Genomic DNA, 24,378 nt, shown 5'->3' with positions numbered 1-24,378 from the left:
ACGTAAAGAGTCAGTATCTTCCGCAACGGTTCTTCGAATGCGCCGAGTTGGCCATCCTCCGTCCTTCCGTGCGGCACGCTGGCCGGGAGCGCGCCGGTTCGGCCCGCGGTCGGTGGCGGTGGGACGAGGAGGCGTTGGTGGAGGCTTTGATCGCTGCGGTCGTCGGCGTGTGCGGGACACTCTGCGCGACGTGGTTGGTCCAGCGCGGCGCGGAGCGGTCGCTCGACGCGCAGCGCCGGAACGCCGAGCGGCTGCGGGAGGTCGAGGAGAGGGCACGGCTCGAGGAGCGCGTGCTCGACCTGCGCCGTGCGAACTACATCTCCCTGAACCAGGGAGCGCGCCGCTATTTCGCGGCGCTCAGCAATGATCTTCACCGATTGCCGTCCGGCGAGGGCGAGCCGGAGTCGGCGACCGAACTGGAGGAACTGGAGGCGGTGCGCGTCGAATACCGCGCCCGCTACGCGGAGGCCCAGATGGTGGTGCCCGACGCGGTGCTGAGCGTCGCCACCGCCGTCAACAGTGAGTTGAACCAGGCTTACGGGATGCTGAAACGCCTGCACGCCCGCACTCCCCGTGAGCCGGACGGCCCGCAGCACGTCAGGACTCATCTGGACGCCGCGCGCGGCTTCCTGCACGACCTGCGCCGGGAGATGCGTCTCGACCTCGGCATCACCCCGTCATCGGGTCCTTGACGAGCGTTCGATCCGGTGCGGCTGAGCGCCTCCCCTCTCACCCCAGCCGTCCCACCGCCTCCACCACCCGCTCCACCCCGTCCTCCTCGCGCACCCGGGTGCCCAGTGCGCGGGCCCGTTCGCGGTAGGCGGGTTCGCGGGTGGCCCGCAGGAGTGCCGTGGTGAGGGTGTCGGCGGTCAGTCTGCGCAGCGGTACCGAGGCCGGTGCCACGCCGAGGCGGACCAGGCGGTCGGCCCAGAAGGTCTCGTCGAACTGGATCGGTACCGGTACGGCGGGGACCCCGGCCCGTACGCCCGCCGCCGTCGTGCCCGCCCCGCAGTGGTGGACCACCGCGGCCGTCTCCGGGAAGAGCAGCGAGTGCGGGACCTCGTCGACGGTCAGCATGTCGTCGCCGTCGGCCGCGAGGCCCGCCCAGCCGCGCTGGACCACCCCGCGCAGCCCCGCCCGCCGCAGCGCCCGGACGATCTCGGCGCTCAGCCGCCGGGGGTCGGGCACGGTCGCGCTGCCCAGTCCGACGAAGACCGGGGGCGACCCGGCGTCGAGGAACTCCCTCAGGGCGGGCGGGAGTCGGGTCTCGCGGTCGTAGGGCCACCAGTACCCGGTGATGTCCAGCTCCGCCCGCCAGTCGCGGGGCCGGGGCACCACCAGCGGGCTGAAGCCGTGCAGGACCGGCCAGCCGTGCCGGGCCCCGCCCCGCAGGCCGGTGCCGGGGCGGCGTACGGCGGGCAGTCCCAGCCGGGCCCGTACCGCCGGCACGACCGGCGCGAAGATCTGCTCGACGGCCACTGCGACGCCGTGCCCGGCGAGCCGGTTGCCGACCGCGCCCCATGAGCCACCGCCCAGCACCGGCGGCGCGAACTCCCGGGTAGGGGCGACGGGTTGGAGGTACAGGCCGAGGCTCGGCAGCGAGAGTCCCGCGGCGATGGTGTGCCCCAGCGGCGCCACCGAGGCGGACAGCAGCAGGACGTCGCTCGCGTGGGCGGCGGTCAGCAGGTCGTCGGTCATCCGCCCCACCAGTGACCGCGCCATCCGGGCCACCCGCAGCAGCTTGCCCGGACCGGTGGTGCTGCGGTGCAGCCCCCGGCCCCGCTCGGACTCCAGTTCCGCCCGCGGGTCCACCGGCAGCGCGTGGAAGCCCACCCCCGAGCCCGCCACCAACGGCGCGAACCGCGCGTGGGTGACCAGGGTGACCTCGTGTCCCGCCCGGACCAGTCCACGGCCGAGTCCGGTGAAGGGGGCCACGTCACCCCGGGATCCGGCTGTCATGATCGCCACTCGCACGACGGACAGTATGGGGCCGGGGGTCCGATCGGGGGTGAACGACCCTGTGAATGTGGCCACTTCATATTTTGAGACCGGTCACATCACTTCTGTCCCAGCCGTTGACTTCACCCTCCGGCGGCTCTACTTTCGGCGCGCAACGCGTTCGGTTTGCCGACCCTTGTTCGAAATTTCGAAGCTTGGAGCCGCCGTATGTTTCCCCCACCCCCCACGCGCCCGGTCCCGTACCGGAGATCCGCCGTCGCACGGCTGCTCGCCCTGCTGCTGACGGTGACCGCAGCCCTGCTCTTCGCCCAGCCCGACACGGCCTCGGCAGCGACCTCGCGCCAGATCGCCGTGCCCACCGCCCCGATGGGCTGGGCGTCCTGGAACAGTTTCGCTGCGAAGATCGACTACAACGTGATCAAGACGCAGGTCGACGCGTTCGTCGCGTCGGGTCTGCCGGCGGCCGGCTACAAGTACATCAACATCGACGAGGGCTGGTGGCAGGGCACCCGTGACAGCGCCGGGAACATCACCACCGACGCGGCCGAGTGGCCCGGCGGGATGAAGGCCATCGCCGACTACATCCACGGCAAGGGTCTGAAGGCCGGGATCTACACGGACGCGGGCAAGGACGGCTGCGGCTACTACTACCCGACCGGGCGGCCCGCGGCCCCCGGTTCCGGCAGTGAGGGCCACTACGACCAGGACATGCTCCAGTTCTCGCAGTGGGGCTTCGACTTCGTGAAGGTCGACTGGTGCGGCGGGGACGCCGAGGGCCTCGACGCGGCGACCGCGTACACGGCGATCAGCGCCGCCGTCTCCAAGGCGACGGCCGCCACCGGCCGTCCGCTCACCCTGTCCATCTGCAACTGGGGCTACCAGAACACCTGGAACTGGGCCCCCGGTCTCGCCCCGATGTTCCGGACCAGCACCGACATCGTCTACTACGGCAACAACCCGTCGATGACGAACCTGCTGTCCAACTTCGACCAGGGGCTGCACCCCACCGCGCAGCACACCGGGTACTACAACGACCCCGACATGCTGATGGTCGGCATGGACGGCTTCACCGCCGCCCAGAACCGCACCCACATGAACCTGTGGGCCGTCTCCGGCGCCCCGCTGCTGGCCGGCAACAACCTGGCCACCATGAGCACCGAGACCGCCGGCATCCTCAAGAACCCCGAGGTCATCGCCGTCGACCAGGACGCGCGCGGCCTCCAGGGCGTCAAGGTCGCCGAGGACACCACCGGACTCCAGGTCTACGGCAAGGTCCTGTCCGGCACCGGCAAGCGTGCCGTGGTCCTGCTCAACCGCACCTCCGCCGCCCAGAACATCACCGTCCGCTGGTCCGACCTGGGCCTGACCGGCGCCTCCGCCACCGTCCGCGACCTCTGGGCCCGCGCCGACGTCGGCTCGTACGCCACGAGTTACACGGCGAGCGTCCCGGCGGGCGGCTCGGTGATGCTCACCGTCACCGGCGGCACCGAGGCGTCGGGCAGCACGTACACCGGCACGTCGAGCTTCTCCGGCGTGGTCGCCGGGAACACCGGCCTGAAGGTCGTCGACGTCGCCTACACCAACACCGCCTCCACGGCCCGTACCGCGACGCTGAAGGTCAACGGCCAGACGGCGACGACGGTCTCCTTCCCGCCGACGGGCTCCGCGCAGGGCACGATCACCCTCCAGGTGGCCCTGTCGAAGGGCTCGGCCAACACGCTCGCCTTCACGGGCGCCCCGACCCTCGCCGACATCACCGTCAAGCCGCTCCCCGGCGCGAACGGCGCCCTCGTCGTCGGCAAGCAGTCCGGACGCTGCCTGGACCTGTACAACAGCACCGTCACCAACGGCACCCAGGCCGAGCTGTGGGACTGCAACGGCGGCTCCAACCAGGCCTGGACGTACACCTCCCGCAAGGAACTCGTGGTGTACGGGAACAAGTGCCTGGACGCCTACAACCTCGGCACCACCGACGGCACCAAGGTCGTCATCTGGGACTGCAACGGCCAGAACAACCAGAAGTGGAACGTCAACAGCGACGGCACGATAACCAACGTCAACGCGGGGCTGTGCCTCGACGCCAACGGGGCGGGCACGGCCAACCGCACCCCGATCGTGCTCTGGACCTGCGGCACCGCCGACAACCAGAAGTGGACGCTGACCTGACCCTCGGGGCGGGGGCCCGACCCGGGCCCCCGCCGCTCGTCCCGGGCGCAGCCGCCACCCACGGACGGCGGGGAACCGGCGAGGACGTCTCCGTGTCCGTCGTTCCCGTCTGCGCCGGTACGGCGGTGGCGCCGGCCGGGCTGGGCACGGTCGTCCGGCGCCTCGGGCGGATCGCCGCCGAGGACGCTCCGTCCGGCCCGGGGAGCGCGTCCGCGCGGGCCTGAGACCGCCTTCACCGCGGCCGACGGGGGCAGCGGCGCGGAGCGAGCCGGAACGTGGCCGCCCCCGTACCGCCCGTACCGTACCGCTCGTGCCGCAAAGGTCCAGGTCAGACGAGAAGTGACCTGGACCCCGCGGTCTTTCTCCCTACTCGTCCCATGCCTGGATCATGGTCTGCTCGACGATCTTGCCGTCCCGCAACGTGATCATCGACTCGGCGAGGACGCGCACGCCGTCCGCGTACCGGCAGGACTCGCTGAAGGCGGCGCGGTCGCCCTGGACGATGCACTCCTCCAGCTTGTGCGTCATGTCCCGGCTGTAGACGTCCTCGAGCATCCGGCCTATCTCGTCCCGGCCGTGCAGCACGGTGGGCCGGCTGGGCTGGGAGTTGTGGTCGATGACGTGTATCTCCGCGTCGTCGGCGTAGAGCGACAGCAGAGCCGTCGCGGTCTGTCCCTCCACGCCTCGGCGCAGGGTTTCGGTGTCGAAGGCGGAGCCTGCCGCGGTGCCCATGGTGACCTCCTCCGAGGGCCGCGGCCGAGCGGAGGTCGAACCGTCCGACCCTCACCTTCGAGGCTCCTCCGGCAGGCCGGACCAGGCAAGCGCAGCCGGTTCCTCCGCCTGTCGGGTGAGCGCCGTCGCCCACCCGTGTCCGCGAGGCCGCCGTGCGCGTTGCTGTAGGCATGATCTCCACTCGACGCATCGCCGCTCTCGCCGCTCTCGCCGCCGGGGTCACAGGCCTCGCGGCGCCCCTGGCGAGCGCGGCCGAAGCCCCGGCCACCGGCCAACTCAACCCGATGGCCGTGCTGGACTCGGTCGCCACGAGCCAGATTCCCGCGGAGTACCGGGCCGACCTTCCGCCGGTCTCCCGGCAGCTGGGCGAACTCAACAAGGTCGGTCAGCTCCAGCAGCTGAACGAGCTGCACCAGATCACCGACCTCGCCGCCCCTGTCACCGGACTGCTGCCCGCGGTCGGCTGAGCGTCTCACCTCGCCCCGTGGGGGCCGTCCGGAGGCCCGGGCGGCCCCCACGCGCGTCCGCCCCGGTTCACTCGACCGTCGCCAGGAACTGCGTGGCGGCCAGCTCCGCGTAGAGCGGGTCACCCGCCACCAGCTCGCGGTGCGTCCCCACCGCGCGCACCCGGCCCGCGTCCATGACGACGATCCGGTCGGCCATCGTGACCGTCGACAACCGGTGCGCGACGACGAGGACGGTGGTCGTCCGGGCGACGTCGGCGACGGTGTCGCGCAGGGCCGCCTCGTTCACCGCGTCCAACTGCGAGGTCGCCTCGTCCAGGAGGAGAAGTCTCGGGCCGCGCAGCAGCGCCCGGGCGATGGCCACCCGCTGCCGCTCGCCGCCGGACAGCTTCGTCCCACGATGACCGACCAGGGTGTCCAGCCCCTGCGGCAGCCGCTCGACCAGCCCTTCCAGACGGGTCGTCTTCAGGACGCCCCGCACCGCGTCGTCGTCCGCCGACGGATTTCCCAGCAGCAGGTTGTCGCGCAGCGAGCCCGACAGCACGGGGGCGTCCTGTTCGACGTAGCCGATGCAGGAGCGCAGCCGGGACAGCTCCCAGTCCGCGAGGTCGCGCCCGTCGAGGGCGATCGTGCCGGACTCGGGGTCGTAGAACCGCTCGACGAGCGAGAACACCGTGGTCTTGCCCGCGCCCGAAGGGCCGACGAACGCGGTCATGCCCCGGGCCGGCACGGTGAACGTCACCCCGTGGTGGACGTACGGCAGGTCGTCGGCGTACCGGAACCGGACGTCGGTGAAGTCCAGCGAGGCCGGTCCGGCGGCGGGCGAGGGCAGCGGCTCGGGCCCGGACACCGGCTCGGCGGGCAGCCGCAGCGCCTCCTGGATGCGGCTCAGGGCCGCCGAACCCGTCTGGTACTGGGTGATCGCGCCGACGACCTGCTGGATCGGCGACATCAGATAGAAGACGTACAGCAGGAACGCCACCAGCGTGCCGATCTGGATGGCGCCCGTCGCGACCCGCGCCCCGCCCACCGCGAGGACGGTGATGAAGGCCGTCTGCATCGCCAGGCCGGCCGTGTTGCCCGCGGCCGCCGACCACTTGGCCGCGCGCACGCTCTGCCGCCAGGACTCCTCGGCCGCCGCGTGCAGGGTCGCCTCCTCACGGTGCTCGGCGCCCGACGCCTTCACCGTGCGCAGGGCGCCGAGCACCCGCTCCAGCGAGGCGCCCATCACGCCCACCGCGTCCTGCGCCCGGCGGCTCGCCCGGTTGATCCGGGGCACGATCACCCCGAGGACCGTCCCCGCGCACAGGATCACGGCCAGCGTGACCCCCAGCAGCACCGGGTCGACCAGGCCCATCATCACGACCGTGGCGGCCAGTGTGAGCCCGCCGGTGCCGAGGCCCACCAGCGAGTCGGTGGTCACCTCGCGCAGCAGCGTCGTGTCGGAGGTGATCCGGGCCATGAGATCGCCGGGCTCGCTCCGGTCGACGGCCGTGATCCTCAGCCGCAGCAGATACGAGGACAGCGCCCGCCGCGCGCCGAGCACCACCGACTCGGCGGTGCGCCGCAGCACGAACGAACCGAGCGCTCCCACCGCCGAGTTGGCGACGACCAGTGCGGTCAGCGCGAGCAACGCGCCCGAGATCGACCGGTCGTGGCCCAGGTCGTCGATCAACTTCCGTGCCACCAACGGCAGGAGCAGCCCGGTGGCGCCGGTGACGAGCGACAGCGCCGCACCCGCCAGCAGGGACCGGCGGTGTGGCCGTACGTAGTCGAGCAACAGTCGCCACGGGGGCCGGCCGCCGGCGGTCTCTGCGATGGTCACGGGGCTCCTCGGGAGGTCGGGTCGCAGGCCTCAGGCTACGTCGGCCGCCGCGCCGGACGGCCGGGAAGGGCGTGTTCAGGGCGGGCGTCGGCCCTGCCGCCCGTGCTCCTACCGATCAGTCACGCGTAGGGTCGGCAGCGGGACGGACGACCGCCGACGAAAGGGGCAGCACCATGCCGCAGGAAGTGCGCGCAGTGATCGCGCCGGGGAAGAACGAGCCGGTACGCGTGGAGACGATCGTGATCCCCGACCCCGGTCCCGGCGAGGCCGTGGTGCAGGTGCAGGCCTGCGGGGTCTGCCACACCGACCTGCACTACAAGCAGGGCGGGATCAACGACGAGTTCCCCTTCCTGCTCGGTCACGAGGCGGCGGGTGTGGTGGAGTCGGTCGGTGAGGGCGTCACCGACGTCGCGCCGGGCGACTTCGTGATCCTGAACTGGCGCGCGGTGTGCGGGCAGTGCCGGGCGTGTCTGCGCGGCCGCCCCTGGTACTGCTTCGACGCCCACAACGCGAAGCAGCGGATGACCCTGACCGACGGCACCGAGCTGTCCCCGGCTCTCGGCATCGGGGCGTTCGCGGAGAAGACCCTGGTGGCGGCCGGGCAGTGCACCAAGGTCGACGCGTCGGTGTCGGCCGCCGTGGCGGGGCTGCTGGGCTGCGGGGTGATGGCCGGCATCGGCGCGGCGATCAACACCGGCAACGTGGGCCGCGGCGACACGGTCGCGGTGATCGGCTGCGGCGGGGTCGGCGACGCCGCGATCGCCGGGTCGAACCTGGCCGGCGCCGCGAAGATCATCGCCGTCGACATCGACGACCGGAAGCTGGAGACCGCCCGGAAGATGGGCGCCACCCACACGGTCAACTCCAAGGAGACCGACCCCGTCGAGGCGATCCGTGAGCTGACCGGCGGCTTCGGCGCGGACGTGGTGATCGAGGCGGTCGGCCGTCCGGAGACCTACAAGCAGGCCTTCTACGGCCGCGACCTCGCGGGCACGGTCGTCCTGGTCGGTGTACCGACCCCGGAAATGAAGCTCGAACTGCCCCTGCTGGACGTCTTCGGGCGGGGCGGCGCGCTGAAGTCGTCCTGGTACGGCGACTGCCTGCCCTCGCGCGACTTCCCGATGCTGATCGACCTGCACCTCCAGGGCCGGCTGGATCTGAGGGCGTTCGTGACCGAGACCATCCGACTCGACGAGGTGGAGCAGGCGTTCGAGCGCATGCACCACGGCGACGTGCTGCGTTCGGTGGTGGTGCTGTGATGGCCGCGCGCATCGAACGCCTCGTCACCTCGGGTCGGTTCAGCCTCGACGGCGGCACCTGGGACGTCGACAACAACGTGTGGATCGTCGGCGACGACCACGAGGCGATCGTCATCGACGCCGCGCACGACGCCGAAGCCATCCTCGCCGCCGTGGGGGACCGCCGGCTGACGGCCATCGTGTGCACCCACGCCCACAATGACCACGTGTCCGCCGCGCCGGCCCTCGCCGACGCGACCGGCGCCACGATCTGGCTGCACCCCGACGACCTGCCGCTGTGGAAGCTCACCCACCCGGACCGCGAGCCCGACGCCCATCTGGCCGACGGCCAGGTCATCGAGGCCGCCGGCACCGACCTCACCGTGCTGCACACTCCCGGGCACGCGCCCGGCGCGGTCTGCCTGCACGACCCCGGCCTCGGGGTCCTCTTCAGCGGCGACACCCTCTTCCAGGGCGGCCCGGGAGCCACCGGGCGCTCCTACTCCCACTTCCCGACGATCATCACCTCGATCAGGGACCGGCTGCTCGCCCTGCCGCCCGAGACGAAGGTGCTGACCGGACACGGCGACGCGACGACCATCGGCGCGGAGGCGCCGCACCTGGAGGAGTGGATCGCCCGGGGGCACTGAGCCGCGAGGGCGACCGCGGTCCGCGCTCCACCGGGTGAGGACCGCGGACACGCCGGGTCAGAACCGCGGCCCGCGCCCGACCGGGTGACCCGGCGGGCAAAAGCCGACAGGAGATGTCCGGCTTCCGCGCGATCCTCGTCCACGCCATCGATCCTCGATGACGACACCGACGGAACACGCGCAGGAGGTCGGACATGTCCGGTCCGCTGGAAGGCAAGGTCGCCCTGGTCGCCGGGGCGACACGGGGTGCGGGACGCGGCATCGCCGTGGAGTTGGGGGCGGCCGGCGCCACCGTCTACGTGACGGGACGCACCACCCGCGCACGACGCTCCGAGTCCGACCGCCCCGAGACGATCGAGGACACCGCCGACCTGGTCAGCGAGGCGGGCGGCCACGGCATCGCCGTGCCCACCGACCACCTCGACCCGGCCCAGGTCCGCGCCCTCGTCGACCGGATCGCGGACGAGCGGGGCCGCCTCGACGTTCTCGTCAACGACATCTGGGGCGCCGAGCACCTCTTCGCCTGGGACACCCCGGTCTGGGAGCACGATCTGGACAACGGCCTCCGGCTGCTCCGGCTCGCCGTGGAGACGCACGCGATCACCAGCCACCACGCCCTGCCGCTGCTGCTGCGCCGGCCCGGCGGACTGGTCGTGGAGATGACCGACGGCACCGCCGAGTACAACCGCGACACCTATCGCGTGAACTTCTTCTACGACCTCGCCAAGACGTCCGTCCTGCGCATGGCGTTCGCCCTCGGTCACGAACTCGGGCCACGCGGCGCCACCGCCGTGGCGCTCACCCCCGGCTGGCTGCGGTCGGAGCTGATGCTCGAACAGTTCGGCGTACGCGAGGACAACTGGCGGGACGCCCTGGAGCGCGTCCCCCACTTCGCCATCTCGGAGACACCCCGCTACGTCGGCCGGGCGGTCGCCGCCCTGGCCGCCGACCCCGACGTCACCCGCTTCAACGGCCGGTCCCTGTCCAGCGGGGGCCTCGCCCCGGTGTACGGCTTCACCGACCTCGACGGCAGCCGCCCGGACGCCTGGCGCTACATGGTCGAGGTGCAGGACCCCGGGAAGGCGGCGGACACCACCGGCTACCGCTGAGCGCTCAGGCGTCGGAGGGCGGAGAGGTCGGCCAGCGCGCCGGGTGCCCCGGCGGCAGGGCGAGATCCTGTCGTACGGCGGTGTAGTAGCCCTCGCGGCCGGCCCGCTGCCGCTCCAGCAGTTCCTGCCAGGCCCGCGGATCGTGCGTCCCCTCGCGCATGAAGCGCTCCATGTCCATGACCGTGGTCACCCAGGTCCGCGCCCGCTCCACCACCTCCCGGCTGCCCAGCATGATCAGCGCCTCTCCGGCCGGGTCGCGCCCGTCGGTCGCCTCCGCGAGCAGCGGCTCGGCCTGCACGGGGGACAGGGGGTGGGGGTGCGGGTCGTTGCCGAGATGGGAGGCGACGCGGTAGGTCAGGTTCACCGACTTCTTCAGGGCCCGCGCGTAGTCGGTGTACACGGTCAGCCGCCGCTCGTCCCACCGTGCCGCCGTCTCGCGCCGGAACCTGGCCCCGTCGCTGCGCACGATCGCCAGATACGAGCCGAGGGCGCCGACCACGACACCGATGAGAGCCGGGAGTTGCTGGAGGAAGGCGGTCATCTCCGCACGGTCTCCGTCCTGTTGACGTGGTGGAGCCGCTTGACGGCCCCCGCAGATCTTTTCACCTGTCCTGCCCGGGGGCGCCGGGCAGCAGGCAACCGTGGTGCACACCCCCGCCGAGCCGGCCGCCTCACCCCGGCGCGTCGGCGACTTCCGCGTCCCCTTCTCCGCCACCGCGCTCAGCCACCTGCGGTGCCGACCGAGCCAGGTCGCCGTACCCCTGGTCGCGGTGACCGCGCCCGCCGTGAACTCCCGCGACGGCGCGGACCGGCGCCGGTCAGCCGGACAGTGCCGCGGTGAGCGCGCGGAGCACCCGCTCCCCGTCCTGCGATGACGTACGCCAGTTGCTGAACGCCGCCCGCAGCGCCGGCACCCCGCCGTACACCGTCGGCGTCAGGAACGTCTCCCCGGACGCGGCCACGGCCTCCGCGAGCGCGCCGACCCGTTCCTGCGTCGGGTCGTCGGCGAGGGTGAAGCAGACGACGTTCAGCCGCACCGGGGCCAGCAGCCGCAGCCCGTCCAGCGCGGCGACACCCTCGCCGAGCCGGGTGGCGAGCCCCGCACAGCGCTCGACGATCTCGCGGTGCCCGGCCCGCCCGTAGGCCACCAGCGAGAACCAGGCCGGGAGCGCCCGCAGCCGCCGGGAGTTCTCCGGCGTGAGATGGACGAAGTCGGGCTCGCCGGTGGGCAGCCCGAGGTACGGCGAGGCGTTGTGGAAGACCCGTACCTGGAGGTCGCGGCGGCGGGTGAACTGCACGGCCGCGTCGTACGGCACGTTGAGCCACTTGTGCAGGTCCACGCAGACCGAGTCGGCCGCGTCGAGCCCGTCGACGAGGTGGGCGTAGGCGGGGGAGAGGGCGGCGAAACCGCCGAACGCCGCGTCCACGTGCAGCCAGAAGTCGTACCGCTCCTTCAGGGCCGCGATCGCCCGCAGATCGTCGAAGTCGACGGTGTTCACCGTGCCCGCGTTGGCCACGACGATCGCCGGCCGTCCGTCCAGCGCGGCCAGCGCTGATGCGAGCGCGTCGACGTCGACGGCCTCCCGGTTCCCGGGCAGCACGGGCACCTGCCGCAGCCGGTCCCGGCCGACGCCCAGTACCGAGAGCGCCTTGGCGACGCTGGAGTGCGGGCTGCCCGAGAGCACGTCCACGGGCCCGAGCGCGGCCGCTCCCTCGCGGGACACGTCCACTCCCAGCCGCTCGCCCAGCCACTCGCGGGCGACGGCGAGACCGACGGTGGTGGAGACGGTCGCGCCCGTCACGAACGCCCCGCTGTGCGCCTCGCCCAGCCCGAACAGCTCACGCAGCCAGGTCACCGTCTCCCGCTCCAGCGCCGCCGCCCACGACCCGCCGGCCCCGGAGACGTTCTGGTCGTACGCGGCGGTCAGCCAGTCGCCGGCGACCGACGCGGGAGTGGCGCCGCCGGTGACGAAGCCGAGGTAGCGGGGCCCGGCCGAACCGGAGAACCCGGGAGCCCAGTCCTCGGCGAACCGCGCCAGAGCGCCCTCGGCGCCGGTTCCCGTGTCGGGCAGGGCCGCGCGGCCGGGCGGCGGGTCCCGGCGGACCACGGGCCGCTCGGCCAGCCCGGTGAGCTCACGGGCGGCGACGTCACGGGCGGACTGGAGGAGCTCGGGAAGCCGGGAGAGATCGTCGGCGAGGTCGCGATGCATACGGGAAACCTAGGGCGGGAGTACCAGGCGGCGCCCGATCCAATCGGAGGGAAGTGGACCGGACGCCGTGCCGATCGCATCGATCACCCGATCATCCCGAACCGCCGGGATGAAACAGGCATATCAGGCATTCCGGTCGTCGGGGAGCACGGTAAGTTCACCGTTTCGTCACAGCTCGACCCGGCCTACAACCGATGCCCGGGGACAGCTGTCTAGAGGGGAGAGATCGCAACAACTGTGCCAGGGAGAGGGCAGCCATGGGGGACATACGCAGACGAGGTGCGGTCGCGCTGGGGCTCACCGGCCTCGTCGTGCCGCTGACGGTGGCGCTGGGCGCGGCGCCGGCGCAGGCCGCGAGTTGTACGACGACGGCCGGGCCGTACCAGAAGCAGGTGGAGAAGTTCCTCGGCCGGCCCGTCGACGGCAAGCAGTCGACCACCGACTGCAAGGCCATCCAGGCCTTCCAGAACAAGCACGGCATCACCCCGAACATCGGCTACGCCGGGCCCGTCACCTGGGGCGTGATGGACCTCATGAACAAGCAGAAGGCGGTGGGCACCAAGCCCAACAAGGCCGGCAAGTGCCCGACCAACAAGGGCCGCATCGCCTGCGTCAACCTCACCCTCCAGATCAGCTGGATCCAGGACGGCAGCAAGCTCGTCTACGGGCCCGTCCCGGTCCGCACCGGCCGCAACGGGTACGAGACCCGCACCGGTCTGAAGAAGATCTACTGGCGGCACATCGACCACGTGTCGAGCATCTACAACGTGCCGATGCCCTACAGCCAGTTCTTCGACGGCGGCCAGGCCTTCCACTCGGTCGGTCTGAGCATGTGGAACCCGCCGGGCTCCCACGGCTGCGTCAACATGACCACCACGACCGCCAAGAAGTACTGGTCGCTGCTGAAGAACGGCGACGACGTCTTCGTGTACGGCCGCAAGCCGGGCACCTGAGCCCGGTCGGGCACCTGAGGCCGGCCGGGCCCCGGGTCCGCCCGGGGTGGCTGACGTGGCGCGGGCGCCCGGCCGTCCCGGGCGTCACGCCCCGGGCGCGTCCCCGAAGTCCGGGATCTCCAGCCTGACCCCGCCCCGCCGCGCGGACTCGTGCGCGACGATGCCAGGCAGGGTGTAGCGGGCCGCGACCCAGGCGTTCACGGACGGCAGCGTACGGCTGCCGACCGCGGTCACGAAGTCGTCCACCAGGAAGTGGTGGCTGCCCTCGTGCCCGTTGTGCAGCTCGTCGAACTCCCGCGGCAGGCGCGCGCGGTCGTGCACCGGCGCGGAACCCGAGGTGAAGGCGGCCCGCAGTTCGGGCGCGACGTGCCGGAGCGACGGGTCGTCGGGGGACAGGGTGGGCTTGGGTTCGAGCAGCTCGCTGATGTCCTTCACCCCGTTCTTGTCCTGCCACAGCGCCACCGTCGCGAGCTGCTCCATGCTCGCCTCGGTACCGAAGAAGCGGAACCGGGACTCGCGGATGTGGGACGGGTATCCCACCCGCCGGAACTCGTTGGTGCGGAACGAGCCGCCGCCCGCGACCTCGAAGAGCGCGGTGGCGTTGGAGAAGTCGTTGTCGAACCGGCTGACCTCCTTGTCGAAGACACCGTCCCCCCGCTCGTCGACGACACCGATCGCCGACACGCTCACCGCGTGCGTCCCCCAGGCACCCAGGACACCGCCCACCGAATGCGTCGGGTAGAGCAGCGGGGGATAGCTGGCGGTCGCCTTCCAGTCCTCGCCGCCGCTGTACCGGTAGGCGTCGTAGAAGCCGAGGTCCATGTCGTGGACGTAGTCGCCCTCGGCGTAGAAGATCCGCCCGAAGGCGCCTTCCGCGATCTGGTTGCGGGCGTGCACGGTCGCCGGGTTGTACTGGCTGGTCTCGCCCATCATGTACGTCAGCCCGGTGGCCCGTACGGCGTCGATGATCGCCGCGATCTCCTCGGCGGTGATCGCCATGGGGACGGCGGAGTACACGTGCTTGCCCGCCGCCAGGCCCTGCAGAACCAGCGGACCGTGGGTCCAGCGCTGGGTGAAGACGGCGACCGCGTCGACCGCCTCGGACGCCAGCATCGCCTCGTAGGAGGGGAAGGTCCCGGTCAGGCCCACGTCGGTGGCGAGCCGCTCGGCGCGTTCGGGCAGCAGATCGGTGACGTACACGTCACCGACGCCGGGATGGGCCAGGAACAGCCTGGCGAACTGGCCCGAGAACTGTCCGGCACCGACGATGCCGAGGGAGAACGTCATGGGGGGCGTGCCCTTCACTGGTCGAGAATCAGGTTGATCTGGCTGTTGGTCCGGTCGAGCCCGCTGACGGGCTCACCGTTGGCGAAGATGTCCTGCATGGCGGGGTGCATGAGCGCGTACACGTCGGCCGCGTTGCCGGTGATCGGGTAGGAGAAGGTGGCGAAGTCCTTCTTGTCGGCGATCGGTTCGGTGAACGCGCCGACGTCGATGCCCTTCTTCTCGTACGCCGCCACCGCGGCCTTCGTGCCGTCGGGCGTCGCCGGGAAGACGATCCCGTAACTCCCCACCGTTCGCTGGCACTCGTCCGAGGCCAGGTAGGCGACCCACTTCTTCGCCCCCGCCTTGTTGCGGGCGTTCCTGGTGATCGAGTCGGCGAGTCCGTTCATCATCGTGGCGCGCTTGCCGGTGGGGCCGGCGGGCGTGACGGCGGTGCCGATGTCCAGGCCCTTGAATCCGGCGTACGACGAGATCATCCACGCGCCGTCGAAGGCGGCGGCCGCCTTGCCCGCGGCCACCTGGGTGTTGGCCTGGTTGGACTGTGAGTTGTAGTCGGTGAAGGGTGCCATGTAGCCCTTTTTCGCCAGCCCGAAGTACCACTCGACGACCGACTGGAAGGTCTTGCTGTCGTACCGGTATTTGGTGCCCCAGCGCTGCCGGTCCGTGTAGGTCCAGCCGGCGGAGGCGGTGAAGGTGCTCCACTGGGTCTGGCCGTCGCCGTCCCCGCCGCCGTTGGTGGCGAGGCCGTACACCTTGACGTGCCGCTTGTCGAAGCCGGCCTCGTCGCCCCGCCTGCCCCGGTCGTCGACGGTGAGGTGCGCGATCGCCTTCTCGAAGGTGCCGCCGTCCTTCGGGTTCCAGGACAGGTCGTTCAGCTGCTCGGCGGTCAGACCCGCGTCCTTCGCCAGCGCGCGGTTGTAGAAGAGGGCCACGGTGTCCCAGTCCTTGGGGGCGCCGTAGCGCCGGCCGTCCTGACCCGTCCAGTTGGCGCCGAGCCCGGGCTGGTAGTCGGCGTCGTCGATGCCCAGGTCGTCGAGCGGTTCCAGCACCTTCAGGTCGGCGAACTGGCCGAACTTCTGGATGTGGTCGGTGAACACGTCCGGCTCGGTGCCCGCGATGAAGCTCGCGGTGAGCTTGGTCCAGTAGTCGTCCCAGCCCAACTGGGTGATCTTCACGCTCAGTCCGGGGTTCTGTTTCTCGAAGCCCTTCGCGCACGCCTCGTAGGCGGGCTGCTGGTTGGCGTCCCACAGCCAGTACGTCACCGTGTTCGCCGACGAACCGGAGCCCCCCTGGGCGCAGCCGCTCACCAGGGACAGCCCGAGGACCCCGGCCAGTGCGGTGACCGTACGTGTCCGCATCCGCATGTGCGCCCCCATTACTTGATCCCGGTGAAGCTGATGGTGCTGACGATGCGGCGGGCGAAGAACCCGAAGAGCACGAGCATGGGCAGGGCCGCGATGAGCGTGGCGGCCATCAGCCCCGACCAGTCGGTGCCGGTCTGCGGGGTCTGCGCCCGGAAGATGGCCAGCGCCACGGTGAGCACCCGTGAGCCGTCGCTGTAGGACACCATCAGCGGCCAGAAGTAGTCGTTCCAGGAGGTGATGTACGTCAGCACGGCCAGGGTCAGCACCGGCGTGGACGCCATCGGCAGCAGCACCCGGAAGAAGATCCGCACCTTCCCGGCGCCGTCGAGCAGTGCCGCCTCCTCGACCTCCCTCGGGACGTTCATGAAGAACTGCCGGAGGAAGAACACGGCGAACGGCGTCATGAACATCGTCGGCAGGGCGATCCCCAACAGGGAGTCCACCAGGCCGAGTTCCTTGATGAGGACGAAGTTCGGCAGCAGGGTGAAGATGGCCGGGACCATGAGGCCGGCGAGGAACAGGGCGAACACCTGGTCCCGGCCGCGCCAGCGGAGGCGGGCGAAGGCGTAGGCGGCCATGGCGGAGAAGAAGATCTGGCAGACGGTGACGAGCGTCGAGACGACCACGGAGTTGAGCAGATAGCGCCAGAACCTCAGCCCACCGCCCGCACCGCCCTGGGCGATCGCCTCCTTGGTGGACTGCAGGCCGAGCGCCCGCTCGAAGCCACCCGCGCTCGGATCGACCGGGAACGGACTGCCCGGGCTCGCGGCGAGCCCGGAGTTGGTGGACAGCGCGGTGCGCAGGATCCAGTAGAACGGCAACAGGGTGACGAGCATGATCAGGGCCAGCACCGCCCAGGCCACGATCCGCCCAGGGGTGGGCCGGCGCCTGACGCGCCGTACGGGTGTCGCCTGGGGTGCGGGTGCCGTCGGGACGGTCACAGCGGACATGTCGACTCCTCCGGCTCAGCCGAGGTCGGTCCGGCCGGCTCGGGTGAGCCGGTACTGGACGAAGGTGATCGCGCTGAGCACGACGAGCAGGGCCACCGACATCGCGGAGGCGTAGCCGAACTGGAAGCGGCCGAAGGCGGCGCCGTAGATGTAGTACTGGAGCACGTCGGTGGCGTCCGCCGGGCCGCCCCTGGTCGTCACGGCGACGGTGTCGAACACCTGGAACGAGCCGATGACCGTCATGATCAGCACGACCGCCAGCACCGGACGCAGCAGCGGCATCGTGATCCGCCAGAACATCCGCCACTCGCTCGCGCCGTCCACCTTCGCCGCCTCGTACATGTCGGTCGGGATGGCCTGGAGACCGGCGAACAGCAGCAGCGCGGTGTAGCCGACGTGCCGCCACACATTGATCAGGGCGATGGTGGGGATCGCCCAGGTCTCGTCCGCGAGGAACGGGATGCGGTCGAAGCCCAGCGCCGCGACGATCTCGTTGCCGATGCCGAGCTGGGTGTCGAGGATCCAGAGCCAGACGATGCCGGCGACGACGTTCGACATCAGATACGGCGTGAGCACGATCCCGCGCAGCACCGCCGACCGGGTCAGCCGCTGGAGCAGGACGGCGATCGCCAGCGCCGAGACCGTCTGCACGCCGATGTTGATGGCGACATACACGAGGGTGACCTTGAGGGAGCTCCAGAAGATCGGGTCGTGCACCATGCGCACGTAGTTGTCGAAGCCCACCCACTCCGCCGGTGTGAGCAGGTTGAAGCGGGTGAAGCTCAGGTAGATCCCGCGCAGCGTCGGCCAGAGCAGGAAGACCACGAACCCCAGCAGGGCCGGCGCGATGAACACCGCGGCGAGCCGTCCGTCACCGCGGCCCTCGCCCGCCGCCGTACGGCCCGTCCTCGACTTGGTCACCGGCCCCTCCACGACGGCCGGTGGCAAGCGCGACGGAGGACTGCTGGAGGCGATGGTCATCGTTGGGACTCCCTTGTCCGTGGCGGCTCGTCCGCTCACTTACTTTTGCGGCGAAAGAATCCAGCCGTCAAGAGGTCGGCTGACATCTTTTGTGACGGCTGTAACGCCCGTATGGTGACCTTGATAGTTCCAAGACGAAAAGAAATCGGCACTCGTGTGGGAGTCTGACCCTCATGACCACAGGTACCGCCAGCTGGCTGCCGCTGAGCCCGGGGGAACGCTCGGTCGCGATCGAGGTGCTCGTCCACGGGCCGCTCTCGCGCACCGACCTCGCGCGGCGGCTCGGCCTCTCCGCCGGCAGCCTCACCCGGCTGACCAAACCGCTGATCGAGTCGGGACTGCTGGTCGAGGTGCCCGACGGCGGCATCGCCATGGAGACCCGGCAGGGGCGCCCCTCGCAGCCGCTCGACGTGGTCGCCCAGTCCCGGTCCTTCATCGGCTTCAAGATCACCGGTGACATGGTGTACGGCGTCGTCACCACCCTGCGCAGCGACATCGTCGCCCGTCACGACCGTCCGCTCCGCACGCACGACCCCGACGAGGTCGTCGCCCTGCTGGGGGAGATGACCGACGAACTGGCCCGCGCCCATCCCGGCCTCGCGGGGATCGGCATCGGGGTGGGCGGACGCGTCGAGGGCCGCACGACGGTCGGGGAGTCGCCCTTCCTGGGATGGCGGGACATCCCGCTGGCCGCGCTGGTCGAGGAGCGCACCGGACTGCCCGTGGTCCTGGAGAACGACGTGGCCGCCCTGGTGGAGGCCGAGACCTGGTTCGGCGCCGGGCGCGGGCTCGACCGGTTCGTGGTCCTCACCATCGGCGCGGGCATCGGCTACGGACTGGTCCTCTCCGGCCGGCGGGTGCCCTGTGTCGAGGAGGACGGCGGCTTCGGCCGGCACTGGATCATCGACCCAGGCGGCCCGCTCACCCCCGACGGGGTCCGCGGCAGCGCCGTGTCACTGCTGACCATCCCCAGCATCCGCTACCAGGTACAGGCCGCCACCGGCCGGGAGTACGCGTACGAGGAGATCCTCGCCCTGGCCGCCGCAGGGGAGCCGATGCCCGCCCGCGTCATCGACGAGGCGGCCCGCGCGCTGGGCACCCTGATCGCCCAGATCGCCAACTTCGTCATGCCGCAGAAGATCCTGCTCGCCGGTGAGGGGGTCGGTCTGATGGACGTCCGCGAGGCGACGGTGGAGGCGGCCGTCCGGGCCCACCGGCATCCGCTGGCCGTGCCGGTGGCCCTGGAGACCAAGGTGTCGGACTTTCACGACTGGGCGCGCGGCGCCGCCGTACTGGCCATCCAGGTGCTGGTCCTGGGGGCGGCGGAGGGATGAATTGTGTTCAGGGGGTTGACAGATGGACGTGATCAGCAACACGTCCGGTATGTCCGCTTTATTCGTGATGACTCACGCGGCCTTCACTTCCGAAGCCGTAAGCTTCACGCCATGTCCACCACTGTTGAATCCCTCTCCGAGCGATCGGCCGCAGAGGTCAACGAGGAGATCCGGGCCCTGTGGCTCCGGTCGGGCGGGACACTGAGCGTCGAGCAGCGCGCGGAATACCAGCGGCTCGTCCTGGAGTGGGCCGCCGCTCCGTCCTCCGTCGAAGCGGCCTGACGACCGACCCGGCCGCGGGGCCGCCCGACAGCGGCGCCCCGCACCGGGTACATCCCCCCAGCCGTCACCCCCATGTCGCCGAGTAGTACCGCTGGTACGCCTTGCGGTCCTGCTCGGCGCGGATGTACCGGGTCGCGACGAGAGCGACCATGCTGCCCGCGATGACCAGCAGACCGGGGCCGATGTTCCGGGGATCGGTGAGCTTGGCGGCGAGCGTCTCGCTGACACCGGTAGCCGTCACGGGCGTCGTGGTGCCCGGCGAGACCGTGCCCGGGGAGAGTCCCGCCTGGGTGGAGGAGGCGGACGGCGCGGGGTCGGCGGAGGCCGTGGAGGCCCCGGCGTTGTCGGAGGGCGCGGCCACGATGAGCTGCACGCCGAGCTGCTCCAGCGCCTTCGTCACCGGCTGGAAGAACGTCGTTCCCCCGGTCGTGCAGTCGCCGCTGCCGCCCGAGGTGATGCCGAGCGCGATGCCGTCGGAGAACATCGGGCCGCCGCTGTCGCCCGGTTCTGCGCACACGCTCGTCTCGATGAGCCCGCCGACCGTGCCCTCCGGATAGTTCACGGTCGCGTCGAGACCGGTGACCTCGCCGTCGCGCAGCCCGCTGGTGCTGCCGCTGCGGAAGACCCGCTGACCGACGGCCGCGTCCGCCGTGCCCGTGATCCGCACCCCGTTGCCGTTGCCGATGGCGACCACGTCGGCGCCCGCGCCGGCCTCGCCGCTCGCGTACTGCACCAGGGAGAAGTCGCTGCCGGGGAAGTTGGAGTTCACCGTCTGGCCCACCTGCTGCTTGGCCTGGTTGTCGGCGAACCAGGTGGACCCGGTGGGTCCGCAGTGTCCGGCGGTGAGGATGAAGTCGTTCGACCCGTTGGTCACGTTGAAGCCGGCCGAACAGCGTCCGCCGGTCGACAGGATCGGCTGGGCGCCGTTGATCCGGGTGGTGAACTCGCCGGTGGTGCGCTCCATGCGCACGAAGCTGCCGATGCCGGTGGCCGTCCGCGTCAGCTGCGACCAGTCGGTGGCCGACACGGTGCTGTCGCCCTGCACGACGACCTGGTTCGTCCGGTAGTCCGTCACCCAGGCGGTGCCGGGCACCCTGGGCGCCGAACGCAGCGTCTCCGCGGCCGACTTGAGCTCGTTCATGCTGTGCGGGACGACCTTGGCCTCGGCGCCCGCCGCCCGGACCGTGTCGGCCGTCTCCTCGTCCGTGACGGCGACGACCGGGCGCCCGTCGGCACCGAGCCAGGTGCCCGCCGTGCGCGCGGTGCCGAGCGTCCTGACGAGGGCCGCCCCCGGATTCGTGACGACGGACTCGGCCGCGCTGCGCGGCCCCGTAGCCGTGCCGCCCGGCTCGCTCGCCATGGCGGCCTGCGTGACCATGGCCCCTCCCAGGAGGAGTCCGCCGACGGCCGCCAGCCGTGTCACTCGCCGGACGGTCCGTCGTCGTACATGCCTCATGTCATGGCTCCCGAAAACCCGAACGCACGGAGTCAACACCGCGGGGCGCTCCGGTCGTTGAGTGCCCTCACCTCCATACGGGCGAGGACCCCGCGGCGTTCAGCGCGGAGGTGATCACATCAGCGTTTGCGTGCCACCCCGCCGAACATCGCGACCTCCTCCGGTTCGGCCCCGCCCGCGACGCCGTCCGGACGCCAGCGCCAGCAGGACACCACCCCCGGTTCCAGCAGCTCCAGGCAGTCGAAGAAGCGGGCCACGTCCTGCGGGGTGCGCTGGGTCAGCTTCGGCGTGCCGTGCTCGTTCCAGAACGCCACGGCCTCGTCCACGTCGGGCATCGCCGGGCTGGTGACGGTGTGCGACAGCACGAGACGGCTGCCGGCGGGCAGCCGGTCGACCGGGCGCCGCACCGATACGCGGGTACGACGACCGGGCGGCCGCGTCGACGGTCGGCGCGTACTCGGTCACGGGTCGGCCCCGGTCCGCAAGGGAGTGACGGGAATCACCAACAGGCAATCTAGACCGGCGAGTTGAGTGGCGTGGCCCGTCCCCCTGATTCCGTCGCGGGACCGAGCCGCGCCCAGCTTCGCTCGTCGCCCCACACGGCCGCCGCGCCGGTGTACGGACGCAGCAGAGCGGTCAGCGCGGGGTCGCCGCGGCCGTTGAGTTCGTCGGAGGCGATCCGGCGGGCGATACCGGCCAGGAAGTCGGCGAGCTGCACGCGTGCGTCGAGCCGCGAGACGACGAGCCGGAGCCCGGCCAGGCGGATGCCCCGTACCCGGGCCGCGTCCTCGATCCAGGCGATCCGCTCCGGGGTGAGCATGTTCTGCCGGTCGTGCGCGAGCCGGACGGGTCGCCCGCCGGCGCTCCAATGGGCGGCCGTGTGCAGGATCGAGGGCAGCAGCGGGTTGAGGACCGGGGTCAGCACGAACGGCCCGTTCTGAATCGCGGCCCGGTAGGCGAGGGCGCGCGAGCGTTCCTCCGCGAGCCGGGAGAGGGTATCGGCCACCGCGGTTCCCGGATACCGTCGGCGCAGTTCCCCGAGTGTGCGGACGAAATGCCCGACAGGCGCTTCCGGTTCCCCTTCGTGGCGCACCCACAGCAATTGGTTGGCCGCCTCCAGGAATCGCCGCCAATCCGCTTCGGAGAAGGTCCGCCGCCCGTCCCGGAACAGCGGGACGGCCGCCTCGGCGTCGTCGAGCAGCAGGTCGGCGGCCCGGTCCACGACGTAGAAGGCCTTCTCGACGAGGTGCACATGGGCGTGCCCGTACAGCGGGCCCGAGGGGGACAGGAGCCATTCCAGCACTGCCCGGTGTTTCTCCCGGAGCAGATGGTTCGCCTTGTACTCCTCCGCGGGTGAACGGATCCGGTTCCGGATCTCCTGTACATGTCCGGCGGCGGATTCGGCCGACAGCAGCACACTCGCGTGGGCGAACACGTCCGTGTTTCCGCCCGTGAGGTTCTCGCCGTCCGAACCCGATTCGTCGCAGGCGATCTCCGGGATGCCACCGGCGTCCGCCACGGCTGTCCCGTTCACGTGATCCCAGGTCACACCACAGCCCCCTATCTTGTGCCCATGACCAGCATCCCGCACGAGACGCCCGGTGAACCGAACCCTTTACAGGCCCTCACGCTCGACCGGCTGCGACGTCGTACGAGCATGAAGTGGCGTACCCACCCGGCGGACGTCCTCCCGCTGTGGGTCGCGGAGATGGACGTGCCCCTCGCAGGACCGGTCGTCGACGCGGTGACGCGGGCCATGGCGCTCGGCGACACCGGCTATCCCGCGGGCACGGCCTACGCCGAGGCACTGGCCCGGTTCTCCGCGAAGCGGTGGGCCTGGGACGGACTCGCGGTCGAGCGGACGGCGATCGTGCCCGATGTGATGTTGGGCGTCGTCGAGATGCTGAAACTGGTGACGGGCCCCGGCGATCCGGTGGTCGTCAACCCGCCCGTGTACCCGCCGTTCTTCCAGTTCGTCCCGCACATGGACCGGCGGATCGCCGAGGCGCCCCTCGGCGCGGACGGCCGGCTCGACCTCGTCGTACTGGAGGACGCCTACCGGCGCGCCGTCGCCGGCGGGGGCCGTGCCGCGCACCTGCTGTGCAGCCCGCACAATCCGGTCGGCACCGTGCACAGCGCGCGCGAACTGGCCGCGGTGGCGGCGCTCGCCGGGCGGTACGGCGTCCGGGTGGTCGCCGACGAGATCCACGCGCCGCTCACCGCCGCGGGAGTCGACTTCGTGCCCTACCTCTCCGTCCCCGGAGCGGGGAACGGCCTGTCGCTGATGTCGGCCTCCAAGGGGTGGAACCTGGCCGGGCTCAAGGCGGCCCTGGCCGTCGCGGGCGCCGAGGCGGCTGCCGACCTGGCCCTGCTGCCCGAGGAGGTGTCGCACGGGCCGAGTCATGTCGGCGTGCTGGCGCACACCGCCGCCCTGAACGAGGGCACGGGGTGGCTGGACGCGCTGCTGGCGGGCCTCGACGACAACCGGCGTCTGCTCTGCGCCCTGCTGGCCGAGCACCTGCCCGGCGTCGGCCACCGGCCGGGTGAGGGCACCTTCCTCGCCTGGCTCGACTGCCGGGCACTGGGCCTCGGAGACGATCCGGCGGCGGTCTTCCTGGAGCGGGGCCGGGTCGCCCTCAGTTCCGGTCCCGACTTCGGCACGGGCGGGGCCGGGCACGTGCGGCTGAACCTCGCCACCTCGCCGGAGATCCTCACCGAAGGCGTACGGCGGATGGCGGCCGCCCTTCGCTGAGCCGCAGGTCTTCCCGCCGGGACGCCGCCCCGCCGGAGCTCCTCCGGTGGGGCGGCGGCGTTTCCGCGCGAAGCGGGCGACAGGCACTCCAGCGTCCGTGGGTCACGGTCTCGCAAGGTCACGGCCATGTCTTGAACGCCACGCAGACGGCGGCCAGTTCACGGGTGCGGCGCAGGCCGCCCGGACCACGAGCCGAGGCTGCCGAGGTGGTGAGGCGTACGGATGCCTGGGGCGTGCGGACACGACCTAGACTGCGGGTATGGCGGAAAACGCGCTCGACCGGTTGTCAGCGGGCAAGTACCTGCTGATCACCAGCTATCGCAAGAACGGCACCGGGGTCGCCACCCCCGTGTGGGTCGTGCGGGACGGGGACACGCTCGGGGTCTGGACAGTCGCGGACTCCTGGAAGGTGAAGCGGATCCGGGCCCGCGGCGACGTTCTCGTGGGTCCCTGTGACGCCCGCGGGAACCCCACCGGAGAGCAGATTCCGGCCACCGCCGAGATCTGCGACGCGCCGACCACCGCCCGCTATCGCACCCTGCTCGCCCGCAAGTACGGCGTCATGGGACGTCTCACCCTGCTCGGCAGCCGACTCCGCCGGGGGCTGGACGGAACCGTCGGGATCCGCGTCAGGCTGTGAGCCCAAAAAGCGGAGAGGGGCCCGGACCG

General features: G+C 71.4%; 23 protein-coding genes and 1 pseudogene. 12 read left to right on the top strand and 12 right to left on the bottom strand.

Going from position 1 to position 24,378, the window contains the following annotated elements; genetic code table 11:
* The first annotated feature begins 137 nt into the window (after window positions 1–137).
* Complete coding sequence (locus tag OG440_RS03455) at window positions 138–692, top strand: hypothetical protein (protein ID WP_406005326.1); 555 nt, start codon at window positions 138–140, stop codon at window positions 690–692.
* Between the two features lie 37 nt (window positions 693–729).
* On the opposite strand, the gene OG440_RS03450 is transcribed toward OG440_RS03455, so the two are convergent.
* The gene (locus tag OG440_RS03450) at window positions 730–1,959 is read right to left on the bottom strand and encodes a glycosyltransferase (RefSeq protein WP_406005325.1); all 1,230 of its coding nucleotides are present in this window, start codon (window positions 1,957–1,959) and stop codon (window positions 730–732) included.
* Window positions 1,960–2,166: 207 nt separating this feature from the next.
* Between OG440_RS03450 and OG440_RS03445 the strand changes: the two genes are divergently transcribed.
* Together OG440_RS03445 and OG440_RS03440 are read left to right on the top strand one after the other, a co-directional pair.
* Window positions 2,167–4,125 carry an RICIN domain-containing protein gene (locus OG440_RS03445; RefSeq protein WP_406005324.1) on the top strand — a complete coding sequence of 653 codons (1,959 nt, stop codon included), beginning with the start codon at window positions 2,167–2,169 and terminating at the stop codon, window positions 4,123–4,125.
* A 92-nt stretch (window positions 4,126–4,217) separates the two neighbouring features.
* Window positions 4,218–4,349, top strand: coding sequence for a hypothetical protein (locus OG440_RS03440; protein ID WP_406005323.1), 132 nt, complete (start codon window positions 4,218–4,220; stop codon window positions 4,347–4,349).
* Between the two features lie 142 nt (window positions 4,350–4,491).
* Here OG440_RS03440 and OG440_RS03435 read toward each other — a convergent pair whose 3' ends face one another.
* Window positions 4,492–4,857 carry a nuclear transport factor 2 family protein gene (locus OG440_RS03435; protein ID WP_406005322.1) on the bottom strand — a complete coding sequence of 122 codons (366 nt, stop codon included), beginning with the start codon at window positions 4,855–4,857 and terminating at the stop codon, window positions 4,492–4,494.
* A 170-nt stretch (window positions 4,858–5,027) separates the two neighbouring features.
* On the opposite strand from OG440_RS03435, the gene OG440_RS03430 reads away from it, so the two are divergent.
* A complete protein-coding gene (locus OG440_RS03430) occupies window positions 5,028–5,324 on the top strand; it encodes a hypothetical protein (RefSeq protein WP_406005321.1) in 297 nt (98 codons plus the stop codon).
* Window positions 5,325–5,391: 67 nt separating this feature from the next.
* Here the strand turns inward: OG440_RS03430 and OG440_RS03425 are convergent, their stop codons facing one another.
* Complete coding sequence (locus OG440_RS03425) at window positions 5,392–7,146, bottom strand: ABC transporter ATP-binding protein (RefSeq protein ID WP_406005320.1); 1,755 nt, start codon at window positions 7,144–7,146, stop codon at window positions 5,392–5,394.
* Between the two features lie 173 nt (window positions 7,147–7,319).
* Here OG440_RS03425 and OG440_RS03420 point away from each other — a divergent pair, with 173 nt between their 5' ends.
* The 3 genes from OG440_RS03420 (at window position 7,320) to OG440_RS03410 (ending at window position 10,143) form a co-directional block, all read left to right on the top strand.
* Complete coding sequence (locus OG440_RS03420; protein WP_406005319.1) at window positions 7,320–8,405, top strand: S-(hydroxymethyl)mycothiol dehydrogenase; 1,086 nt, start codon at window positions 7,320–7,322, stop codon at window positions 8,403–8,405.
* Complete coding sequence (locus OG440_RS03415; RefSeq protein WP_406005318.1) at window positions 8,405–9,034, top strand: MBL fold metallo-hydrolase; 630 nt, start codon at window positions 8,405–8,407, stop codon at window positions 9,032–9,034. Before OG440_RS03420 ends, OG440_RS03415 begins: the two co-directional genes overlap by 1 nt.
* Window positions 9,035–9,228: 194 nt before the next feature.
* A complete protein-coding gene (locus tag OG440_RS03410; protein ID WP_406005317.1) occupies window positions 9,229–10,143 on the top strand; it encodes an SDR family oxidoreductase in 915 nt (304 codons plus the stop codon).
* Between the two features lie 4 nt (window positions 10,144–10,147).
* Here OG440_RS03410 and OG440_RS03405 read toward each other — a convergent pair whose 3' ends face one another.
* Window positions 10,148–10,684: a hypothetical protein gene (locus OG440_RS03405; protein WP_406005316.1), complete on the bottom strand. Its 537-nt coding sequence runs from the start codon at window positions 10,682–10,684 to the stop codon at window positions 10,148–10,150.
* A 277-nt stretch (window positions 10,685–10,961) separates the two neighbouring features.
* Window positions 10,962–12,353, bottom strand: a complete 1,392-nt coding sequence (locus OG440_RS03400) for a pyridoxal phosphate-dependent decarboxylase family protein (protein WP_406005315.1) — start codon at window positions 12,351–12,353, stop codon at window positions 10,962–10,964.
* 257 nt (window positions 12,354–12,610) lie between these two features.
* Here OG440_RS03400 and OG440_RS03395 point away from each other — a divergent pair, with 257 nt between their 5' ends.
* Window positions 12,611–13,306: a L,D-transpeptidase family protein gene (locus OG440_RS03395; protein WP_406005314.1), complete on the top strand. Its 696-nt coding sequence runs from the start codon at window positions 12,611–12,613 to the stop codon at window positions 13,304–13,306.
* An 84-nt stretch (window positions 13,307–13,390) separates the two neighbouring features.
* Here the strand turns inward: OG440_RS03395 and OG440_RS03390 are convergent, their stop codons facing one another.
* Genes OG440_RS03390 through OG440_RS03375 form a run of 4 tightly spaced genes read right to left on the bottom strand, consistent with a single transcriptional unit; the run spans window position 13,391 to window position 17,885 of the window.
* Window positions 13,391–14,593 (bottom strand): Gfo/Idh/MocA family protein, encoded by a 1,203-nt coding sequence (locus tag OG440_RS03390; protein ID WP_406005313.1) that lies wholly within the window; start codon window positions 14,591–14,593, stop codon window positions 13,391–13,393.
* Between the two features lie 14 nt (window positions 14,594–14,607).
* The gene (locus OG440_RS03385) at window positions 14,608–15,948 is read right to left on the bottom strand and encodes an ABC transporter substrate-binding protein (protein WP_406011243.1); all 1,341 of its coding nucleotides are present in this window, start codon (window positions 15,946–15,948) and stop codon (window positions 14,608–14,610) included.
* Window positions 15,949–15,965: 17 nt separating this feature from the next.
* Window positions 15,966–16,904, bottom strand: a complete 939-nt coding sequence (locus OG440_RS03380) for a carbohydrate ABC transporter permease (protein WP_406005312.1) — start codon at window positions 16,902–16,904, stop codon at window positions 15,966–15,968.
* Between the two features lie 15 nt (window positions 16,905–16,919).
* Window positions 16,920–17,885, bottom strand: a complete 966-nt coding sequence (locus OG440_RS03375; protein WP_406005311.1) for a carbohydrate ABC transporter permease — start codon at window positions 17,883–17,885, stop codon at window positions 16,920–16,922.
* A 173-nt stretch (window positions 17,886–18,058) separates the two neighbouring features.
* Here OG440_RS03375 and OG440_RS03370 point away from each other — a divergent pair, with 173 nt between their 5' ends.
* Together OG440_RS03370 and OG440_RS03365 are read left to right on the top strand one after the other, a co-directional pair.
* A complete protein-coding gene (locus tag OG440_RS03370; RefSeq protein ID WP_406005310.1) occupies window positions 18,059–19,219 on the top strand; it encodes an ROK family protein in 1,161 nt (386 codons plus the stop codon).
* A 111-nt stretch (window positions 19,220–19,330) separates the two neighbouring features.
* The gene (locus OG440_RS03365; RefSeq protein ID WP_020129024.1) at window positions 19,331–19,501 is read left to right on the top strand and encodes a hypothetical protein; all 171 of its coding nucleotides are present in this window, start codon (window positions 19,331–19,333) and stop codon (window positions 19,499–19,501) included.
* A 64-nt stretch (window positions 19,502–19,565) separates the two neighbouring features.
* On the opposite strand, the gene OG440_RS03360 is transcribed toward OG440_RS03365, so the two are convergent.
* The 3 genes and pseudogenes from OG440_RS03360 to OG440_RS03350 form a co-directional block, all read right to left on the bottom strand.
* Entirely contained in the window at window positions 19,566–20,957 is a 1,392-nt protein-coding gene (locus OG440_RS03360; protein ID WP_406005309.1) for a S1 family peptidase, read from the bottom strand.
* Window positions 20,958–21,076: 119 nt separating this feature from the next.
* A pseudogene (locus tag OG440_RS03355) lies at window positions 21,077–21,364 on the bottom strand (SAM-dependent methyltransferase); the annotation flags it as partial.
* 107 nt (window positions 21,365–21,471) lie between these two features.
* Window positions 21,472–22,506, bottom strand: coding sequence for a hypothetical protein (locus OG440_RS03350; RefSeq protein WP_406005308.1), 1,035 nt, complete (start codon window positions 22,504–22,506; stop codon window positions 21,472–21,474).
* Between the two features lie 24 nt (window positions 22,507–22,530).
* Here OG440_RS03350 and OG440_RS03345 point away from each other — a divergent pair, with 24 nt between their 5' ends.
* Both OG440_RS03345 and OG440_RS03340 read left to right on the top strand, forming a co-directional pair.
* Window positions 22,531–23,709: a MalY/PatB family protein gene (locus tag OG440_RS03345; RefSeq protein ID WP_406005307.1), complete on the top strand. Its 1,179-nt coding sequence runs from the start codon at window positions 22,531–22,533 to the stop codon at window positions 23,707–23,709.
* Window positions 23,710–23,968: 259 nt separating this feature from the next.
* Window positions 23,969–24,349 (top strand): PPOX class F420-dependent oxidoreductase, encoded by a 381-nt coding sequence (locus tag OG440_RS03340; RefSeq protein WP_406005306.1) that lies wholly within the window; start codon window positions 23,969–23,971, stop codon window positions 24,347–24,349.
* Window positions 24,350–24,378: the final 29 nt, after the last annotated feature.

The organism is Streptomyces sp. NBC_00637, from assembly GCF_045161545.1.
GTDB lineage: Bacteria > Actinomycetota > Actinomycetes > Streptomycetales > Streptomycetaceae > Streptomyces.
The sequence above is the reverse complement of the archived record's forward strand: the minus strand, read 5'-3'. Positions and strand labels throughout refer to the sequence as shown.

Bases quoted from the DNA above. Each gene is read 5' to 3' on its own strand.
- OG440_RS03430 (WP_406005321.1), top strand. From the start codon at position 5,028: ATGATCTCCACTCGACGCATCGCCGCTCTCGCCGCTCTCGCCGCCGGG.
- OG440_RS03395 (WP_406005314.1), top strand. From the start codon at position 12,611: ATGGGGGACATACGCAGACGAGGTGCGGTCGCGCTGGGGCTCACCGGC.
- OG440_RS03390 (WP_406005313.1), bottom strand. From the start codon at position 14,593: ATGACGTTCTCCCTCGGCATCGTCGGTGCCGGACAGTTCTCGGGCCAG.
- OG440_RS03435 (WP_406005322.1), bottom strand. From the start codon at position 4,857: ATGGGCACCGCGGCAGGCTCCGCCTTCGACACCGAAACCCTGCGCCGA.
- OG440_RS03375 (WP_406005311.1), bottom strand. From the start codon at position 17,885: ATGACCATCGCCTCCAGCAGTCCTCCGTCGCGCTTGCCACCGGCCGTC.
- OG440_RS03385 (WP_406011243.1), bottom strand. From the start codon at position 15,948: ATGCGGACACGTACGGTCACCGCACTGGCCGGGGTCCTCGGGCTGTCC.
- OG440_RS03360 (WP_406005309.1), bottom strand. From the start codon at position 20,957: ATGAGGCATGTACGACGACGGACCGTCCGGCGAGTGACACGGCTGGCG.
- OG440_RS03450 (WP_406005325.1), bottom strand. From the start codon at position 1,959: ATGACAGCCGGATCCCGGGGTGACGTGGCCCCCTTCACCGGACTCGGC.
- OG440_RS03415 (WP_406005318.1), top strand. From the start codon at position 8,405: ATGGCCGCGCGCATCGAACGCCTCGTCACCTCGGGTCGGTTCAGCCTC.
- OG440_RS03400 (WP_406005315.1), bottom strand. From the start codon at position 12,353: ATGCATCGCGACCTCGCCGACGATCTCTCCCGGCTTCCCGAGCTCCTC.
- OG440_RS03405 (WP_406005316.1), bottom strand. From the start codon at position 10,684: ATGACCGCCTTCCTCCAGCAACTCCCGGCTCTCATCGGTGTCGTGGTC.
- OG440_RS03445 (WP_406005324.1), top strand. From the start codon at position 2,167: ATGTTTCCCCCACCCCCCACGCGCCCGGTCCCGTACCGGAGATCCGCC.
- OG440_RS03365 (WP_020129024.1), top strand. From the start codon at position 19,331: ATGTCCACCACTGTTGAATCCCTCTCCGAGCGATCGGCCGCAGAGGTC.
- OG440_RS03340 (WP_406005306.1), top strand. From the start codon at position 23,969: ATGGCGGAAAACGCGCTCGACCGGTTGTCAGCGGGCAAGTACCTGCTG.
- OG440_RS03345 (WP_406005307.1), top strand. From the start codon at position 22,531: ATGACCAGCATCCCGCACGAGACGCCCGGTGAACCGAACCCTTTACAG.
- OG440_RS03380 (WP_406005312.1), bottom strand. From the start codon at position 16,904: ATGTCCGCTGTGACCGTCCCGACGGCACCCGCACCCCAGGCGACACCC.
- OG440_RS03420 (WP_406005319.1), top strand. From the start codon at position 7,320: ATGCCGCAGGAAGTGCGCGCAGTGATCGCGCCGGGGAAGAACGAGCCG.
- OG440_RS03370 (WP_406005310.1), top strand. From the start codon at position 18,059: ATGACCACAGGTACCGCCAGCTGGCTGCCGCTGAGCCCGGGGGAACGC.
- OG440_RS03410 (WP_406005317.1), top strand. From the start codon at position 9,229: ATGTCCGGTCCGCTGGAAGGCAAGGTCGCCCTGGTCGCCGGGGCGACA.